The sequence below is a fragment of the Actinoplanes sp. SE50/110 genome, assembly GCF_900119315.1.
In the GTDB taxonomy this organism is placed as follows: Bacteria; Actinomycetota; Actinomycetes; order Mycobacteriales; family Micromonosporaceae; genus Actinoplanes.
Genome location: NZ_LT827010.1, coordinates 7,716,032 through 7,734,240 on the forward strand (window position 1 = coordinate 7,716,032; position 18,209 = coordinate 7,734,240).

The 18,209-nt window shown below is 73.2% G+C and carries 16 protein-coding genes; 13 read left to right on the forward strand and 3 right to left on the reverse strand.

Going from position 1 to position 18,209, the window contains the following annotated elements; all coding sequences use genetic code 11:
* The first annotated feature begins 88 nt into the window (after nt 1–88).
* The 3 genes from ACSP50_RS34435 to ACSP50_RS34445 are packed head-to-tail and all read left to right on the forward strand — an operon-like array spanning nt 89 to nt 2,771.
* On the forward strand, nt 89–1,300 hold the full coding sequence (locus ACSP50_RS34435) for a bifunctional cobalt-precorrin-7 (C(5))-methyltransferase/cobalt-precorrin-6B (C(15))-methyltransferase (protein ID WP_014693937.1): 1,212 nt from the start codon (nt 89–91) through the stop codon (nt 1,298–1,300).
* Nucleotides 1,297–2,040, forward strand: coding sequence for a precorrin-4 C(11)-methyltransferase (cobM, locus tag ACSP50_RS34440; RefSeq protein ID WP_014693938.1), 744 nt, complete (start codon nt 1,297–1,299; stop codon nt 2,038–2,040). The genes ACSP50_RS34435 and cobM overlap by 4 nt, the downstream gene beginning before the upstream one ends.
* On the forward strand, nt 2,037–2,771 hold the full coding sequence (locus ACSP50_RS34445; RefSeq protein ID WP_014693939.1) for a cobalt-precorrin-6A reductase: 735 nt from the start codon (nt 2,037–2,039) through the stop codon (nt 2,769–2,771). Before cobM ends, ACSP50_RS34445 begins: the two co-directional genes overlap by 4 nt.
* Here the strand turns inward: ACSP50_RS34445 and ACSP50_RS34450 are convergent.
* Nucleotides 2,741–4,183: a GGDEF domain-containing protein gene (locus tag ACSP50_RS34450; RefSeq protein WP_157432816.1), complete on the reverse strand. Its 1,443-nt coding sequence runs from the start codon at nt 4,181–4,183 to the stop codon at nt 2,741–2,743. The genes ACSP50_RS34445 and ACSP50_RS34450 overlap by 31 nt on opposite strands.
* Before the next feature lie 135 nt (nt 4,184–4,318).
* Here ACSP50_RS34450 and ACSP50_RS34455 point away from each other — a divergent pair, with 135 nt between their 5' ends.
* The 7 genes from ACSP50_RS34455 (at nt 4,319) to ACSP50_RS34485 (ending at nt 13,243) form a co-directional block, all read left to right on the forward strand.
* Entirely contained in the window at nt 4,319–4,921 is a 603-nt protein-coding gene (locus tag ACSP50_RS34455; RefSeq protein ID WP_014693941.1) for a hypothetical protein, read from the forward strand.
* A gap of 136 nt (nt 4,922–5,057) precedes the next feature.
* A complete protein-coding gene (locus tag ACSP50_RS34460; RefSeq protein ID WP_014693942.1) occupies nt 5,058–5,630 on the forward strand; it encodes a hypothetical protein in 573 nt (190 codons plus the stop codon).
* Nucleotides 5,631–5,972: 342 nt separating this feature from the next.
* Nucleotides 5,973–7,418: an aspartate aminotransferase family protein gene (locus ACSP50_RS34465; RefSeq protein ID WP_014693943.1), complete on the forward strand. Its 1,446-nt coding sequence runs from the start codon at nt 5,973–5,975 to the stop codon at nt 7,416–7,418.
* The gene (locus tag ACSP50_RS34470) at nt 7,418–8,698 is read left to right on the forward strand and encodes a lysine N(6)-hydroxylase/L-ornithine N(5)-oxygenase family protein (RefSeq protein ID WP_014693944.1); all 1,281 of its coding nucleotides are present in this window, start codon (nt 7,418–7,420) and stop codon (nt 8,696–8,698) included. Before ACSP50_RS34465 ends, ACSP50_RS34470 begins: the two co-directional genes overlap by 1 nt.
* Entirely contained in the window at nt 8,689–10,896 is a 2,208-nt protein-coding gene (locus tag ACSP50_RS34475) for a GNAT family N-acetyltransferase (protein WP_014693945.1), read from the forward strand. Before ACSP50_RS34470 ends, ACSP50_RS34475 begins: the two co-directional genes overlap by 10 nt.
* On the forward strand, nt 10,893–12,677 hold the full coding sequence (locus tag ACSP50_RS34480; RefSeq protein WP_014693946.1) for a penicillin acylase family protein: 1,785 nt from the start codon (nt 10,893–10,895) through the stop codon (nt 12,675–12,677). The genes ACSP50_RS34475 and ACSP50_RS34480 overlap by 4 nt, the downstream gene beginning before the upstream one ends.
* A complete protein-coding gene (locus tag ACSP50_RS34485; protein WP_014693947.1) occupies nt 12,674–13,243 on the forward strand; it encodes a GNAT family N-acetyltransferase in 570 nt (189 codons plus the stop codon). The genes ACSP50_RS34480 and ACSP50_RS34485 overlap by 4 nt, the downstream gene beginning before the upstream one ends.
* Here ACSP50_RS34485 and ACSP50_RS34490 read toward each other — a convergent pair.
* Nucleotides 13,225–14,391 carry a hypothetical protein gene (locus tag ACSP50_RS34490; RefSeq protein ID WP_014693948.1) on the reverse strand — a complete coding sequence of 389 codons (1,167 nt, stop codon included), beginning with the start codon at nt 14,389–14,391 and terminating at the stop codon, nt 13,225–13,227. The genes ACSP50_RS34485 and ACSP50_RS34490 overlap by 19 nt on opposite strands.
* Nucleotides 14,392–14,530: 139 nt before the next feature.
* Here ACSP50_RS34490 and ACSP50_RS34495 point away from each other — a divergent pair, with 139 nt between their 5' ends.
* Nucleotides 14,531–15,214, forward strand: coding sequence for a SemiSWEET transporter (locus tag ACSP50_RS34495; RefSeq protein WP_014693949.1), 684 nt, complete (start codon nt 14,531–14,533; stop codon nt 15,212–15,214).
* 66 nt (nt 15,215–15,280) lie between these two features.
* On the forward strand, nt 15,281–16,978 hold the full coding sequence (locus ACSP50_RS34500) for an alpha/beta hydrolase (RefSeq protein ID WP_014693950.1): 1,698 nt from the start codon (nt 15,281–15,283) through the stop codon (nt 16,976–16,978).
* A 60-nt stretch (nt 16,979–17,038) separates the two neighbouring features.
* On the opposite strand, the gene ACSP50_RS42810 is transcribed toward ACSP50_RS34500, so the two are convergent.
* Nucleotides 17,039–17,212, reverse strand: coding sequence for a hypothetical protein (locus ACSP50_RS42810; RefSeq protein WP_014693951.1), 174 nt, complete (start codon nt 17,210–17,212; stop codon nt 17,039–17,041).
* A 40-nt stretch (nt 17,213–17,252) separates the two neighbouring features.
* Here ACSP50_RS42810 and ACSP50_RS34505 point away from each other — a divergent pair, with 40 nt between their 5' ends.
* Nucleotides 17,253–18,200 (forward strand): GlxA family transcriptional regulator, encoded by a 948-nt coding sequence (locus ACSP50_RS34505; RefSeq protein WP_014693952.1) that lies wholly within the window; start codon nt 17,253–17,255, stop codon nt 18,198–18,200.
* Nucleotides 18,201–18,209 lie beyond the last annotated feature (9 nt).

The following is an 18,209-nucleotide window of genomic DNA, read 5'->3' on the forward strand; positions in this document are numbered from 1 at the left end:
CCGTCACGAATGCGTACGCACGCGGTCGCCGGATGGCTCAACCACGGACCGGAAAATTCCGGAATCCGGGACGGGATAGGTTCTGCGGATGCGTGCGGAAAACCCTCCGGTGGTCACGGTCGTCGGGATCGGCGCGGGCGGTTTCCCGGACTACGGCGGTACGCCGTCAGCCTCGCTCGCCGCGGCCGAAGTGATCTTCGGGAGCCCCCGTCAGCTGGCCCTGCTCCCGGATTCGGTCGGGGCCGAGCGGGTGCCCTGGCCGTCCCCGATGCTGCCCGGGCTGCCCGACCTGTTCGCGGCCCACCACGGCCGCCGGATCTGTGTGCTGGCCAGCGGCGACCCGATGTTCCACGGGATCGGCGCCACCCTGGCGACGCTGCTCGGCCCCGAGCGGCTGCGGGTCCTGCCGCACCCGTCGTCGGTGTCGCTGGCCGCCGCCCGGCTCGGCTGGGACCTGGCCCGCACCGACGTGGTCAGCCTGGTCACCGCCCCGGTGGCGAGCGTCGGCCGGGTGCTGAACCCGGGCCGCCGCCTGCTGGTCCTGTCGGCCGGCGCGGACACCCCGGCCGCGGTCGCCGCCTATCTGACCGCGCGCGGCTATCCCCGGGCGCAGCTCACCGTCCTGGAGCAGCTCGGCGGGCCGCGGGAGCGGGTGTGCACCGGCGCGGCCGGCGACTGGGCGCTGCCACCCGGCGACCCGCTGAACGTGATCGCGGTCGAGTGCGGCGACGGGCCGCCGCTTCCGGTCGTCACCGGGTTGCCCGACGACGCGTACGACGGCGATGGGCAACTGACCAAGCGGGAGGTGCGGGCGGTGACGCTGGCCGCCCTCGCCCCGGTGCCCGGCGCGCTGCTCTGGGACGTCGGTGCCGGCTCCGGCAGCATCGGCATCGAGTGGCTGCGCGCCCATCCGGCCTGCGCGGCGATCGCGATCGAGTCGTCCGCCGAGCGGGTGACGACGATCACCGCGAACGCCGCCAGGCTCGGCGTCCCCGGCCTGACGGTGGTGCACGGCCGCGCCCCGGACGCCCTCGACGGTCTCCCCCGGCCCGACACGATCTTCATCGGTGGCGGCCTGACCAGGGACGGCGTGCTCGACAGCTGTCTCGCGGCGCTGCGCCCGGGCGGCCGGCTGGTGGCCAACGCGGTCACCGTCGAGTCGGAGGCGGTGGTCGCCGCGGCATACGCGAGACTGGGCGGCGCGCTGACCCGCCTGACGGTGCAGCGCGGCTCGCCGGTCGGTGGCTTCACCGGCTGGCGCACCTCCATGCCGGTGACGATCTGGGCGGTAACCCGTTGACCGTACATTTCATCGGCGCCGGTCCCGGCGCCGCCGACCTCATCACGCTGCGCGGACATCGGCTCCTGAGGCAGAGTCCGATCATCCTGTACGCGGGTAGCCTGGTGCCCGTCGAGCTCCTCGACGCCGCCCCGCCCGGCGCGCGCCTGGTCGACACCGCGAACCTCACCCTCGACGAGATCGTCGCCGAGATGGTGGCCGCCCACACCGACGGCCGGGACGTGGCCCGCCTGCACTCCGGCGACCCGTCGGTGTTCAGCGCGGTCGCCGAGCAGATGCGCCGCCTGGACGCGGCCGGCGTGCCGTACGACGTGACCCCGGGCGTGCCGGCGTTCGCCGCGGCCGCCGCCACCCTGGGCCGCGAGTTCACCGTGCCGGCGGTGGCGCAGACGGTGATCCTGACCCGCACCGCGGAGCGGGCCACCGCGATGCCACCCGGCGAAGACCTGGCCACCCTCGGGGCGAGCCGGGCCACCATGGTGCTGCACCTGGCCGTGCAGCGGATCGGCGCGGTGGTCGCCGAACTGGTCGGCAACTACGGCGCGGACTGCCCGGTCGCGGTGGTGGCCCGGGCCAGCCGGCCGGACGAACTGGTCGTCCGCGGCACCCTCGCCGACATCGCGGCCAAGGTCGAGGAGGCCGGGATCAAGCGCACCGCGGTGATCGTGGTCGGTGCGGCGCTGACCGCGGCCCAGTTCCCGGACAGCCACCTGTACTCGGCCGACCGCTGCCGGCCGTGAGGATCCTGCTGCTCGGCGGGACGACCGAGGCCCGCCGGCTCGCCGGGCTGACCGCCGATGACCACGAGGTGACCACCTCACTGGCCGGGCGGACCAGCGCGCCGCTGCGCCCGGCCGGGGACGTGCGGATCGGCGGGTTCGGCGGGGCCGACGGGCTGGCCCGGTACCTGGTCGAGCAGCGGATCGACGTGCTGGTCGACGCCACGCACCCGTTCGCGGCGGGGATCAGCGGCAACGCGGGCTCGGCGGCCGCGGCCACCGGCGTACCGCTGCTCGTCGTGCGGAGGCCCGGCTGGACCGCGACGCCGGGCGACGCGTGGCACCGCGTCGCGTCCCTGGAAGCAGCCGTCGCGCGTCTGACCGGCGGCCGGGTCTTCCTGACCACCGGCCGGCAGACGATCGGGGCGTTCGCGGCCCGCGACGACTGCTGGTTCCTGGCCCGATCGGTGGAACCGCCGGAGCCGCCGCTGCCCCGGCGCCTCGAAGTGCTGCTCGACCGGGGGCCGTTCACCGTGGCGGGCGAGCGGGACCTGCTCCTGCGGCACCGGATCGACGTGCTGGTGACCAAGGACAGCGGCGGATCGGACGCGAAGCTCGTGGCGGCGCGGGAGCTCGGCGTACCGGTGCTGATGATCGACCGTCCGCCGCTGCCGGCGGCCGCGACCGTGCCCACCGCCGAGGCCGCCGCCGCCTGGCTCGCTCAGACCGCCGCCGGACACTCCACGCCGTAGCGGACCACCCGGTTCTTGCCGCCGTGCTTCGCCGTGTACATCGCCAGGTCGGCGCGGCGCAGCAGGTCGGTGACGCCGACACCGGGCTCGGCCAGCGCGACCCCGATGCTGGCGCCGACCCGGACCGTCGCCGCACCCAGCCGCACCGGCTCGGCCAGCGCCGCGCACAACCGCCCGGCCGCCGCCTCGGCCTGCCCGGCATCCTCGACGCCGGTCAGCAGCAGGGCGAACTCGTCGCCGCCGAACCGGGCCGCGACCCCGTGCCGGCCCGCCGCCGTGGCGATCCGCCCGGCCACCGCGACCAGCAACTCGTCCCCGGCCGCGTGCCCGTGCTCGTCGTTGACCCGCTTGAACCCGTCCAGGTCGATGTTGAGCAGCGCCACCCCGCCGGTCGCCGCCTCCGCCGCCGCCCGGAACTTCGCCCGGGTCGGCAGGCCGGTCAGCTGGTCGTGGTTCGCCCGGTACTCCAGCTCGACCCGCGCCTGGTGCGCCTCGCCGGCCAACGTCACCTGGTAGGACAGGCTCCGGAAGGCGTCCAGCACCTCCACCGGGACCGCCCTGCGGCCGCCGACCATCATCAGCACCGGCGCGGTGGCCGGGTCGCCGCCCAGCGAGTCCGTGTGCCAGTGACCGTAACCGGGCAGCAGCGTGGTCAGCTCCGCCGGATCGGGCGCCGCCCCCGACAGCCGGGTCCCGACCGGTCCGGACGGGACGCCGGCGCAGAACTCCACGAACAGCCCGTCGGCGTCGCGCACCACGATCACCAGCACCACCCCGGGATGCATGTCGGCCAGCCGCAGCGCGGTCCGCTCGCCGACCCGGTGGATCCCCTGGTTGTCGGTGACCGCGAGCAGCTTCTGCCCGGCTCGGGTGAGCAGGGCGTCCCGCTCGGCGGCCCGCTCCTGGCGCTGCAGCGCCAGATGGAACGCCCGGGTCAGCAGGCCCATCAGCAGGATCTGCGGCAGCAGGGCGAGCACCGACGGCGCGTGCCAGGAAGGCGCCTGGGGCAGCACGTCCGGGGAGATGGCCACCGCGGCCGGCAGGGCCACCAGCGCCGCCACCACCCGGGCGAGCCACCGGCGCGGCGTGTCGTAGAGCGTGCAGGTGATCAGCGTGGCCAGCGACAGCGCGGTTGCGGCCAGCGGGTCCCGCAGACCGGCCGCGCCCACCGCGATCAGCACCGGGATAACCGGGACGCTCCACCATCCGCTGCGCTGCCGCCGGTGCATGACCACCAGCAGGAGCACCAGGGCGACGATCGACGCGCCGGAGACACGGCTGAACGCGACCGGCCGCATGGCGTTGCCCAGCTGACCCAGCTGCATCACGATGCCGATGCCGCCGACTGCCACGGCGGCGACCCGGGTCCGTGCCACGGTCCCGGCCGGCAGCTTCAGCCACTGTCTGCGCACGGCGGGACGATCGGCGGCCACCCCGTGGACATGAGCCCAACGGTCGACCATTGCGCGCCCCGCCGCCGGGTGGCGCCGGCCCGACGCAGAAACCTGACAGTTCACCACCGCCCCATCGGTGCGATTCTGCTGAGTATGTCGCCGGTTCGCGCGCTGCCCGCCGAAGTCGGCGCCGTGCGTGCGCTGATCGCCGACGGCTTCGCCGAACTCACCGGGAACGGCGACGTGGAACAGGTCTGGATCCGCTCCGCCTGCGGCCGGCTCGCCGCCGCCGACGCCGTCCTGGCCGCCCTGCTCCCCCGCCGCTCCGCCCTGACCTCGATGCTGGTGAACACTGCCGTCACCGCCGTGGTGGTCACCCTGTGCGCCGCGCTCGCCACCGCGACGAAGGCACCCCCGGCCGCCGTGGCCATGTTCTCCGCCCTGGTGCTGGCCGCCGCCCTGCACCTGGCCACCGTCCTGCGCCGCCGCGGCGTACCCCCCGACCTGCCGCCACTCCCGGACTCGCCGGGGTCCGGGCTGGTGGCAGTCCCGTTCGCCCTGGAACGGGCCCGGGTGCAGCTGGTGTCGGCCGGTCTGCGCCACGCCGGCCGCGCCAACTGGCACACCCCGGCCCTGCACCGCGCGATGACCACCGATCCGGTGCTGGCCCGGCTGGCCGACGCGGACCTGCTGCTGTGCCAGGCCATCGACTGCCTGGAGCGTTACCTCGACGACGCCGGCAAGGACTGGCCATGACCACCTCATCGGCCTTGTCCGCCCTTTCGGACTTGTTTGCCTTGTTTGCCTTTCTTGCCTTTGTGGCCGCGGCAGCATGCCCACCTGCCGCCGCTGCCCCGCGCTCTTTCGTCGCCGTCGCCTCGCGGGAGTTGTCATGAACGTCCGGGATGATCCGTTCACCGGCGGCGTGTCCCCGCGCTACCGCCGCATCGACCGCGAACTCACCACCGCGATCATCGACGCCCAGTGCCGCGACTGGACCGCCGACCGCCCCGACCGGGTCGGTTTCGCCCGCCTCGGCCACGTACGCCACGAGGTCCGCAACGCCGCCGCCCGCTACCGCGTCCAGCCGTCGGCGATCAGCAGCGTCACCGTCCCGGTCGCGCTGGCCGCCGTCGCCCTCGTCGTACTGCCCCTGGTGCTCCTGATCCCGCATGCGACCCGCCCGCTGCCGTTGGCCGCGATCGCGGTCGCCGGGGTCTGGGCGGCCTACGCGCTGCGCGCCGGCCTCCGCCACCTCCAGGTCCGCCGCCACCGCCGGGCCGCCGACCCACCCGCGCCGATCGACGACCCTTTCCTGTACGCCCGCCTCCGCCGCGCCATCGAATCCTGCGCGGCGGCCGCGCGTGCCGACCGCCACTACCCGCGCCGGGCCGCCGCGGCCGATCTGGAATACGCCCTGGACTGGCTGTCCGCGGCCCAGGAGGAACTCCCCCGCCTCCGCTGACAGCAACGGCCCGGCCGCCCGGCCGGGCCGGACGATCGAGGACTGAACCGTGCAGCGGCGCCGGATCGCGGCACCGCCCACGGCTCAGTAGTGGTCGCGCACGATCTCGGTGGACCAGGCGGGCCGGCGGATCTCGCCGCGCGGACCGGGTTCCGCGCCGACCGCGCCGAGCTCTCGTCGCCCGCCCGGTGGCGGCATTCGCCCGACGCCGGCAAGCCGCCCTGTCGATGCGCCGTTCCGGATCACGTGCTGACCGCCGGTCCCGGGGGCGGGCTTTGCCATCCGACGGCGGCAGGCTAGCCTCCTCCAAGTTAGGTTAGGATAACCTTATAGGAGGCCGCGTTGGAGCCCGTATTGCCGCATCTGTTCTCGGGGTCCACCCTCGACGCGTACACGTCGGCGGTGTGGCACGCCTCGGCCCTGCTGGCCGATCGGGTGAAGGCGGTGCGCCAGCCGTATGCCGGGGCGACCGTGGCCGAGCTGCGTGAGCAGGTCGACGCGGTCGATCTGGATCGGCCGCTCGGTGACACCGGGGCGGCCCTGCACGAGGTTGCCCGGCTCTATCTGGACAACGCCGTCTGGTTCCACGAGCCGACCTACGTCGCGCACCTGAACTGCCCGGTGGTCATCCCGGCACTCAGCGCCGAGGTGCTCCTCTCGGCGGTGAACTCCTCGGTGGACACCTGGGATCAGAGCACCACGGCCACGCTGATCGAGCGCCGCCTGGTGGACTGGACCGCCGGCCGGATCGGTTTCGGGCCCGACGCGGACGGTGTCTTCACCAGCGGGGGCACCCAGTCCAATCTGCAGGGTCTGCTGCTGGCCCGGGAGCACGCGCTGGAGCGGCGGGACCGGGCGGAGGCGCTCCCCCGGCTGCGGATCTTCGCGACCGCCCAGAGCCACTTCAGTGTGATCAAGTCGGCCGGCATCCTCGGCCTGGCCGGCGACGCGGTGGTCGGTGTCGCGACCGACGGGGACGGGCGGATGGACGCGGCCGCGCTGGCCGTGGCGATCGACGACGTCCGCCGTGCGGGCGGGATCCCGATGGCCGTGGTCGCCACCGCCGGCACCACGGACCTGGGGCGCATCGACCCGCTCCCGGCGATCGCCGCGGTCTGCGGGCACCAGCGGATCTGGTTGCACGTCGACGCCGCGTACGGCTGCGGTCTGCTCGTCTCGCGCCGCCGCCGGCACCTGCTGGACGGCGTCGAGCGGGCCGACTCGGTCACCGTCGACTTCCACAAGAGCTTCTTCCAGCCGGTCAGCTGCAGCGCCCTGGTGGTGCGCCGGGGTGAGTCGCTGTCCCGGATCGCGGTGCACGCCGACTACCTCAACCCCCGCGCCGCGACCGTCCCCAACCAGGTGGACAAGAGCCTGCAGACGACCCGGCGCTTCGACGCGCTGAAGCTGTGGATGACGCTGCGGACCATCGGTGCCGACCGGATCGGCGACATGTTCGACACCGTGGTCGACCGCACGCACGAGATCTTCGCGGCGATGCGGACCCGGTCCGGCTTCGAGACGCTGGCCGCACCGACGCTGAGCACGCTGCTGTTCCGCTTCCGCCCGGCCGGGATGAGCGTGGCCGAATGCGACGAGCTGATGCCCCGGCTGCGGCAGCGGCTGTTCCACGACGGCGCCGCGATCGTCGCCGGGACCACCGTCGACGGCCATCACTGGCTGAAGTTCACCGTGCTCAACCCCGCCACCACGGCCGGGCACCTGCACGACACGCTGGACCTGATCGAGGCGGCCGCCGTGCTGCACGGCCCGGCGGTGCCGGCCTGATGCGCACCTACGACTTCGCCGCCGTCGGCGTCGGCCCGTTCAACCTGGGTCTCGCGGCGCTCACCGAGAACGTGCCGGATCTGGACGGCGTCTTCCTGGACGCCCGGCCCGGGTTCGACTGGCACCCGGGCCTGATGATCGAGGGCGTCACCATCCAGGTCCCGTTCCTGGCCGACCTGGTCACGATGGCCGACCCGACGTCCCGGTTCAGCTTCCTCAACTACCTCAAGCAGGTGGGCCGGCTGTACCCGTTCTACATCCGGGAGAACTTCTTCCCGCTGCGGGCCGAGTACAACGCGTACTGCCGGTGGGTCGCCGCCCAGCTGCCCGCGATCCGGTGGAACGCCCGGGTGGACACCGTCACCCACGACGGTGAGGCCTACCTGGTGCACACCGCCGCGGAGACGTTCCGGGCGCGCCGGCTGGTGCTGGGCGTCGGCACCGCCCCGCACGTCCCGGCCGTCGCGGGCCGGGTGCCGCACGTGCACAGCGCCGACTATCTCGCCCACCGGGACCGGCTGCGCACCCTGGGGTCGATCACCGTGGTCGGCAGCGGGCAGAGCGCCGCCGAGATCTACCACGACCTGCTCGCCGGGATCGACACCTACGGATACCACCTGAGCTGGGTCACCCGCTCGCCGCGGTTCTTCCCGATGGAGTACACCAAGCTCACGCTGGAGATGACCTCACCGGAGTACATCCGGTACCACCACGGCCTGCCGATGGCGACCCGCGACCGGCTGGCCCGCGAGCAGCGTCACCTCCACAAGGGAATCAGCGCCGACCTGGTCGACGCGATCCACGAGAGGTTGTACGCCGGGAGTCTCACCGGCCCGGTCCCGACGAGCCTGCTCACCGGTGTCGAGCTGACCGACGTCACCTGGGACGCGGCGGCCGGCCGGTACACGCTCGGCCTGCACCACCGGGAGCAGGACCGGTCGTTCGCCACGAACACCGAAGGGTTGGTGCTGGCGACCGGATACACGCCCCGGGTGCCGTCGTTCCTGGAACCGGTCCGGGACCGGATCAACTGGGACGCCCGCGGCCGCTTCGACGTGGCCGTCGACTACTCGGTCGACCGGACCGGCAAGGAGATCTTCGTGCAGAACGCCGAGGAGCACACCCACAGTCTGACCGCCCCCGACCTGGGCATGGGTCCGTACCGCAACTCGGTGATCCTGCGCGGCCTGACCGGGCGCGAGGTCTATCCGATCGAGGAGCGGATCGCCTTCCAGGAGTTCGGCGTCCCCACCCGGCAGCTGGTGACGACATGCGGCTGATCCCCCTCGACCTCGACCGTGACCTGGAGCTGCTGCACCGGTGGGTGACCCACCCGCGGTCCCGTTTCTGGGGACTGCAGGGCGCCGGCCCGGACCGGGTCCGCGCGGAGTATCAGCGGATCCGGGACGACCCGCACCACCACGCGTGGCTCGGGCTCGACGACGACGGCACCCCGCTGTTCCTGGCCGAGACGTACGAGCCGGCGCACAGCGAGCTGGCCGGCCACTACCCGGTGCGCCCCGGTGACATCGGCATGCACGTGCTGGTCGCGCCCCCCTCCCGGCCGCGCTCCGGGGTGACCTCCGCGGTGCTGCGCGCGGTGCTCGACTTCTGCTTCGCCGACCCGCGGATCGACCGGGTGGTCGTGGAGCCGGACGTCCGCAACGAGGCGATCGCCCGGAAGAACGCGGAGGCCGGTTTCGTCGAGGAGGGACAGGTCCGGCTGCGCGACAAGGTGGCCCGCCTCAGCTTCTGCACCCGCACCGGGTACGAGATGAGCGTGCCGCATCTGCGGCCGGCCGTCATGGCGTACGCGCATCGGCGGCTGATCGCGAAGGCGATCGCCGAGTTCAGTCACGAGCGGCTGCTCGCGCCGGAGGATCTCGGCGACGGCGCGTACCGGCTGGGTGCGCTGACCTTCCGCGCGCGGCGGTTCGCGCTGGAGCACTGGGTGGTCGACCCGGACTCGCTGGACGGCCCCCTCGATGCCCTCGACTTCATCAGCGGGCTGCGCGAGACGCTCGGCATCCCGGAGCGACTGCTCGGCACCTATCTGGAGGAGATCGCCGCGACCCTGGCCGGCACCGCGTGGAAGGCGACCCACCGCCGGGAGACCGCCGCGCAGCTGGTGCACGCCGACTTCCCGACCATCGAAACGGCGATGACCGAGGGGCATCCCGGCTTCGTGGCCAACAACGGCCGGATCGGCTTCGGGCTGCGCGACCACGAGGCGTACGCCCCCGAGGCGGGCCGGCCGGTCCGGTTGCGCTGGGTTGCCGTCCGCAAGGATGCCAGTCTGTTCGTCACCGACGGCGACGAGCGGGCGCACTATCTCGCCGAGCTCGGGGCCGCCGGGCTGGAGCGGCACGAGCGGTATCTGAGCTCGCTGGGCTTGGCCCCGGACGACTACCGCTACCTGCCGGTCCATCCCTGGCAGTGGGAGCACAAGCTGACCGTGACCTTCGCCGCGGACGTGGCGCGCCGGGCGATCGTGCCGCTCGACGAGGGCACCGACCGGTACCGCGCGCAGCAGTCGATCCGTACCTTCTTCAACGTCGACCGGCCCGACCGGCACTACGTGAAGACCGCGATCGCGGTGCAGAACATGGGCTTCCTGCGCGGGCTCTCGCCGAAGTACATGCGGGACACGCCGCCGATCAACGAGTGGGTGGCGCAGGTCGTCGGAGGCGACCCGGAGCTGCGGGCATGCGGCTTCGGTGTGCTGCGCGAGGTGGCGGCGATCGGCTACACCGGCGACGCCTACCACCGGGCGGGCACGGCCGGCGCGTACACCAGGATGCTCGCCGCCCTCTGGCGGGAGTCGCCGGTGCCGCTGCTCGCCGAGGGTGAGCGGCTGGCCACCATGGCCAGCCTGCTGCACCGGGACCGGGCCGGTGACGCGCTGGTCACCGCGCTGATCCGGGAGTCCGGCCGGGAGCCGGCCGCGTGGGTCGCGGCCTACTTCCGGGCCTACCTGCGGCCGATCGTGCACTGCCTGCTCGCCCACGATCTCGCCTTCATGCCCCACGGCGAGAACCTGATCCTGGTGCTGGCCGATCACGTGCCGAGCCGGGTGTTCCTCAAGGACATCGGCGAGGAGGTGGCGGTGCTCGACGACCGGCCGTTGCCACCGCGGGTCGAGCGGATCCGGGCCGAGGTCAGCGACGAGATCAAGGAACTCGCCCTGTTCACCGACGTCTTCGACGGGTTCCTGCGGCACCTGGCCGGGATCCTGGCGGTCGACGGGGTGCTGGCCGAACGCGACTTCTGGACGCTGGCCGGGGACTGCGTGCGGGGACACGCCAAGGACCATCCGGAGCTGGCCGGCCGGCTGAACCTGCTGCGGCCCACGTTCCGGCATTCCTGCCTGAACCGGTTGCAGCTGCGCGACACGCTGCAGATGGTGGACCTCACCGACCAGGCCGGCTCGCTGATCTTCGCGGGTGAGCTGGAGAACCCGATCGCGGTGTTCGGGTGAGGGTCTACCGCGACGCGTACGGGATCCCGCACCTGCGGGCCGGTTCGGTCCTCGAACTGGCCTGCCTGCAGGGGCGGGTGACCGCCGCCGACCGGGGCCGGCAGATCACCGTCGAGCGGCTGCGGTCGCTGGGCCGACTGGCCGCCGTGGCCGGCCCGGACGAGGTGCCGTGGGACCGGTTCGCCCGGCGTGCCCGCCTGGACGACACCGCACGCCGGTGTTTCGCCGGGCTGCCGGACGAGACCCGGCGGTTCCTGACCGCCTATGCCGACGGCGTGCGGGCCGGCGGGTGCGACTGGGACCCGTGGTCGCCGCTCGGTGTCTTCCAGGTGCAGCACATCCTGTTCGGGACGTTTCCCCACAAGCTGTGGCGGGAGCACGTCGAGCGGACCCTCGGCCCGGCGGCGACCGGCTGGTTCTCGGTCGAGGGACCGCCGGGCGGCTCGGGCAGCAACGCCTGGGCGACGCCCGGGCAGATCGCCGGGGATCCGCACCGGCTGCTCGAGCTGCCCGGCGTCTACCAGCAGATCCGGCTGGCCTGCGACGAGTTCGACGTGGCCGGGCTGACCTTCCCGGGCGTGCCCGGGGTGCAGCACTTCGGGCACGCCGGGGAGGTGGCCTGGGCGGTGACCAACGCGATGGCCGACTACCAGGACCTGTACCGGGAGGAGTTCCGGGAGACCCCCGCCGGGCTCGAGGCCCGGGGGCCGGACGGCTGGGAGCCGGCGCGGCGGCATCGGGAGACGATCGACGTCCGGGGCGCCGAGCCGGTGCCGATCGACGTCATCGAGACCGCCCGTGGCCCACTGATCGACAGCGGCCTCACCCTGCGAACACCGGCCCGGGTGTCGTCCGACCTGGGCTTCGGCGCCCTGCTGCCGCTGCTGCGCGCGCGCACCGCGGGCGAGGTGGCGGACGCCTTCGCCGGCTGGGTGGAGCCGGTCAACAGCGTGCTGGTGGCCGACTCCGCGGGCACGCTGCTGCAGCTGACCGCGGGCCGGGTGCCGGTCCGCGACGACCGCAACCGGCAGGTGCCGGTGCCGGCCTGGGAGCCGCGGCACACCTGGCAGCCGGCTTGGGCGCCGGGTTTCCGGGCCCCGGTGGCGAGGGCGGTCAACGCCAACGACCGCCGGCCGGACACCGCGCCCTACGGCGTGGACTTCTGCCCGCCCGGCCGGGCCGCACGGATCCGTGAGCTGCTCGACCGGGGCGCCACCGCCGAGCAGATCCACATGGACACCGCGCTGCCGGCCGGGTCGCCGGGCCACCAGGCGTGGTCCCGGTCGCAGACGGCGCGCGGCCTGCACGGTCATCCGGCGTTGCGGCCGCTGTTCGCCCCGTCCGGGTACGACCCGCTCTTCACGCCGTGGACCGACCCGCGAGCCCGGATCGGGCACCACCTGGACGGCGTCCTCGACGGTCTGGGCCTGACCGTCACCGACACACCGGCGCCCGGTCCCTGGGGCGCCCGGCACCTGCTCGCCCCGGTGGTGCTGACCGGCCTGGACGTCACCGTGCCCCGGGTCGAGCTGGGCGGCTCGTCCGGCTGCGTGCTGAACACGTCCAGCGTCCCCGGGGTCAGCGACCGGTGTACGCGCGGCCCGGTGGCCCGCTACGTCTGGGACCTCGCCGACCGGCAGCGCAGCCGGTGGGTCGTCCCGTTCGGCGCGCTCGACGACCCCGGCTCGCCGCATTTCTCCGACCAGTTGCCGCTGTGGGCGAACGGCGACCTGGTGCCCCTCGTCACCGACTGGGACCGCCTCACCCTGGAGCCCCGATGACCACCGTCTTCACCGAGCACCTCACCGGCCTGGGCGAGTTCAGCCTGGTCCGGCTGGATCCGGCGGCGCACGCCGACCTGGTCCACACGTGGGTGACCCGGCCCCGCAACCGGTTCTGGGGAATGCTGGACCACACCCCCGAGCAGGTCCGGGAGATCTACGCCTTCGTCGACAGCCTCGACACCCACCACGCCTACCTCCAGCTCATCGACGAGGGGCCGATCGGCGTCTTCCAGACCTACCAGCCGGAGCACGACCCGGTGGGCGGGTGCTACGACACCCGGCCCGGCGACTTCGGTCTGCACCTGATGTTCGACCCGGGCGACCGGCACCTCCCGCACCTGACCAGCGTCGTGATCCCGGCGCTGCTGCGGTTCTGCTTCCGCGACCCGGCGGTCCGGCGCATCGTCGTCGAGCCGGATGTGCGCAACACCAGGGCGGTGACCCGGATGCGGCGGCACGGGTTCGAGCCGGGACCGGAGATCGACCTCGGGCACAAGCGGGCCCGGCTGGCCTTCCTCACCCGCGACCGCTGGGCGGCGACCGGTCAGGAGGTGGGGCGGTAGGCGATCTCCGGGTCCAGCAGCGGGGTCCAGGACGGGCGCCAGCGGTCGTGTCGGGCGTCCGTCTCCTCCTGCAGGTCGGTGCGCCACGGGCCGGAGACGCCGTCGTCGTGCCACCACGCCGGCCACGAGTCGTAGCAGCGCTCGATCTCGTGGCCCGCGGCGGTCGTCTCCACCCGGACGAACAGCCAGCGGCCGTAACGCGGGTCGGACTCGGCGCGGCGCAGGGCCCGGACCAGCTCGGTCAAGCGGCGGAAAGCCGCGTATCGCTCCTCGGCCGGCCGCGACGCCGGCGGATGGTCGCCGGGCTGCGAGCTGAAGCTGGTCGCGTCCGCGTAGGCCAGCAGTGAACATCGGCCGTCCCCGGCCGGTGCGCGTTCCCGCAGCCAGCGGACCAGTTCACCGAGCTCCTCGGTGTCCGGCGGGGCCGGGCGCCGCAGCTCGGCCGCGTCGTGCATCGCCGCCCAGACCAGCCGGTCGTGTTCGCCGTGGCTGAGGTGCCGGACCCGGCGCATCGCCGGGCGCCGGCCGGGCGGGATCCGGGGCGGGGTGGTGCCGGGGGTGAGGCCGGCCCGGCCCGCGATGGCGAGCGCGGCCGGAATGTCAGCTTCCTCACCCAGCAGCGCGGTGAGGTGGCCGGCGTCGACCTCGCCGCGGATCGCGGCGTGCAGCAGGGCGGCGGCCGTGGTGCGACCGACGGCCCGCGGGTGCCGGGCGTGCAGCGCGGCGACGGCATCCGCCTCGGTGAGCAGCGGCCACAGGACGTCGGCCAGGCCGTCCTCGTAGGGCCGCCGGTACCGGACCCGCGACCACCGGCCCTGATCGTGCCAGAGCACGAACCCGAGCTGATCACTTTCTGCCAGTGACGTGAGCTCCGACCATGGCAGCCAGTCCGGCGCCCCGGTCAGCGGATCCGCCGCCGGGTCGGCCGACACCGCCGCGTGGTGGTCGTGATGCGCGCCGTACAGGACCGCCCGGCGGCCGTCGAGCAGAGCGAAGCGGGCCCACCCGGTCGCCGGGTCGTCGTGGCGGGCGCCCGACGGATCGACCGACCACAGCGTGCCGCGATCAGTTCCGGTCGTCACTGCGCTGAGTGCCGCCCAGCGGGTCCACAGCAGGCCGGGCGCGGGCAGGTCCACGTCGGTCAGCATGAGTCCACTGTGCCAAATGCCGGCCCGCTCCGGTCACCCCCGGGGTGCGAACGGTTGCCATTCGGGTGCTGATGATCAGCGATGCGTACCGCCGGTCGATGCGGAGGGTGACTCCACGCCCCCGACTCGGAATCGGATCATGTCTGCGCACGCTTTCGGCCTTCTCGGGGCCGCCCTGTCCATGTCCATCGCCTGGCCCCAGGTCTTCCTCTCGTGCGTTCGGCGCCGCACCGGCGGACTGTCCCCGGCCGCGGTACTGCTCTCGGTCGCGATGCCGGCCGGCTGGCTGACCTACGGGCTGCTGATCGGGGACCGGATCCAGGTGGTGTCGAACACACTGAACCTGATCGCCGGGGTCGCCGTGCTGATCGCGTTGCTGGCCGGCCGGCCGAACCTGCGGGGTGCCGCGAGCATCGCCGGGCCGGTTTTTTTCGCCATCTGCGCAGCGGCGTCGAGCGTGCTGCTGCCGCACGTCACCGCGGCCCGGGCCGGCGCGCTGCTCGGCACGGTGCTCGCGCTCTCGTCGCTGCTGTCCGCGCTGCCGCAGCCGGTGGCCTTGCTGCGCGACCGCGCCCAGGACATCTCGGGACTGTCCGCGGCGCGATTCCGGCTGGCCACGGCGGCCAGTTCGGCCTGGCTGGTCTACGGCCTGGGCACCGGCCAGCCGGCGGTCTGGGCGTCCGCTCTGGTCGGGGTGGTCAGCGCGGTCACGGTCTGCTTCGTGCTGACCGGCCGGCGTACGACGGTGGACCCCGCCGCGTTCGGCACCCCGCAGTGGCGGGACACGGTGATCACCCGCAGTCTGGCCGTGACCGGCGTCTGACCACGATCGGGGAAGGTGCGTGCATCGGTCTCCTACGATGCGAGCCTCGTGAGAAAGGGGCTCTTCATGCACCTCTCCAGATCACGTTTCGCGGCCGCCGGAATTGCCGGTGTGGCTCTCGCCGCGAGCGTGTCCGTCCCCGCCCAAGCGGCGGCCACCGGGGTCGACGCGGTTCCGACCCCGAAGCTCGGCTGGTACAAATGCTACGCGATCGCCGAGTGCGCGACCGTTCAGCTGCCGCTCGACTATGACCGGCCCCAGGGCGCGAAGACCGAGATCGCCGTCCTGCGGGTGAAGGCCAAGGACCAGAAACACAGGATCGGCAGCCTGTTCGTCAACCCGGGCGGCCCGGGCGGCTCGGCCACCGACTTCGCGCTCGGCGCATCGGACTTCCTCAGTGACGAGCTGCTGCAGAAGTTCGACATCGTCGGCGTCGACCCGCGCGGGATCGGCGCCAGCGCCAACATCCGCTGCTTCAAGACGGTCAAGGACCAGACCGCGGTCGTCGACCAGCTCAACATCGCGTTCCCGCTGGGAAGGAAGCAGGAGGCGTCGTACGTCGCGGGCGCCCGCGCCCTGGGCAAGGCGTGCTCGTCGACCGGCAAACCGCTGTCCGGCGCGGTGTCCACCACCGAGGTGGCCCGCGACATGGACGTGATCCGCCGCGCGGTCGGCGACAGGAAGCTCACCTATCTCGGCTTCAGCTACGGCACCGCGCTCGGTGAGTACTACGCCAACCTGTTCCCGGACAGGTTCCGGGCGCTCGTCATCGACGGCAACCTCGATCCGCGGGCCTGGGTCGGGGCCGGCGCCGCGGGCAACCAGATCCTGGATGCCCGTCTGCATTCGGCCGACGGTGCGTACCGCGCCCTGAAAGAGATCTTCAAGCGCTGCGACAGGGCCGGGGAGAAGTACTGCTCGTTCGCGGCCGGTGACCCGGAGAAGAACTTCGCGGCGATCGCGGCCAGCCTCAAGGCGAAGCCGCTGGTGATCACCGACGAATCGGGGACGTACACCATCACGTACGCCGATTTCGTCAGCGCCGTGCTCGGCGGGCTCTACTCGACGTACGCCGGGGAGAGCGCGATGGACACCGCGGCGCAGGTGGCCGCCCTGATCAAGGGTGACTCGCCGGCGGCCGTGGCGGCGGCACGCACGACCCTGCTGAAGCGGATCAAGGCGGCGCGATCGGTCGGCTACGACTTCCCGTACGACAACGGTCTCGAAGCCGGCACCGCGGTGATCTGCACCGACGGCACCCACCCGAAGAACGCCGCGACCTGGCCGGCGGCGACCGCGGCCCGTGACAAGCAGGCCCCGTACTTCGGCCGGGCCTGGGGCTACATCGACACCCCGTGCGCCCGCGACACGTGGACCGTGCGGGACGAGGATGCGTACCGCGGCCCGTTCAACCACAGGACCGCAGCCCCGGTGCTGATCGTCGGCAGCTTCTGGGATCCGGCGACCAACTACGACTCCTCGGTGGCGGTGAGCCGGACGCTGCCCAACTCGCGGCTGCTGAGCAGCGACAACTGGGGTCACACCGCGTACGGCACGGGTGACTGCGCCACCGCCGCGATCGACCGGTACCTGTTGAACGGCACGCTGCCGGCCAAGGGCACCGTCTGCGCGGCCGAGCACCAGCCGTTCACCGAGCCGATCGACCCGGGCACGGTGGCGACCCGGGTGGCCGCGGCCGCCGCGGTGCACGGCAAGCGGCTGCCGCCGGTGGTCTCCCTCCGGCCGAAGTCGATCCTGGGCTGAGTCAGCCGGTTCCGCAGGCCGCCGGACCGGTGCGGTCCGGCGGCCCTCCCCTGCCGCGCGTCATGCGGCGCGGCGGCCGTCGTTGGTGGGTTTCCAGTCGGCGCTGTCCCGGCTGTCGGCGGTCAGCCCGGCCAGTGAGGCGGCCAGGAGCAGGACGAAGAAGACGAGCATCGCGATTTCCATGCCTCCAGCGTCGTCCCGGAACCACTCCCGGGACAGTGGCAGGAATGCCATACATCTTCAAAATCCTGCCACCTCCGGTTACCGTGGGGACATGTTGCGCAGTGTCGCGGTGCTGACCATGTCCGGGGTGGCACCCTTCGAACTGGGTGTCCTCTGTGAACTGTTCGGTTACGACCGCTCCGCGGAGGGCCTCCCGGCGTACGACTTCGCCGTGTGCAGTGTCGACGCGAAACCGGTCCGGTCCCGCCCCGGGTTCACCATCGCACCCACCCACGACCTCGCCCCCGCCGAGACCGCCGACCTGGTCGCCGTCGCCCCCAACGACCTGCGCCCGGTCCCGGCCGAGATCCTCGACGTGCTGCGCCGCGCCCATGCCCGCGGCGCCTGGGTGATGAGCGTCTGCACCAGCGCGTTCACCCTCGGCGAGGCCGGCCTGCTCGACGGCCGCCGCTGCACCACCCACTGGCTGCACACGGCCGCCCTGGCCGCCCGCTTTCCCCGGGCCGAGGTCGACCCGGACGTCCTCTACGTCGCTGACGGCACCATCCTGACCAGTGCCGGCACGGCCGCAGCCATCGACAGCGGCCTGCACCTGATCCGCGAGGAGCAGGGCTCGGCGGTCGCCGCCCAGATCGCCCGCCGGATGGTCGTCCCACCCCACCGCGACGGCGGCCAGGCGCAGTTCATCGAGACACCGATGCCCACGGTCAGCTGCGAGACCATGCAGCCGCTGCTGACGCTGCTGCTGGAGACCCTGGACCGGGAGCACACCGTCGACACGATGGCCGACATCGTGCACATGGCCCCGCGCACGTTCGCCCGCCGCTTCCGCGCCGAGACCGGCGCCACCCCGCACGACTGGCTCACCGCCCAGCGCGTCCTGCTCGCCCGCCGCCTGCTGGAGGAGACCGACCTGGGCATCGACGCGATCGCCGACCGGTCGGGTTTCGGCAGCGCCCAGACGCTGCGGCACCACTTCACGCAGCGCCTGAGCACGACACCGCAGGCCTACCGCGGCACGTTCAAGGCCAAGGTCTGAACCTGCCGT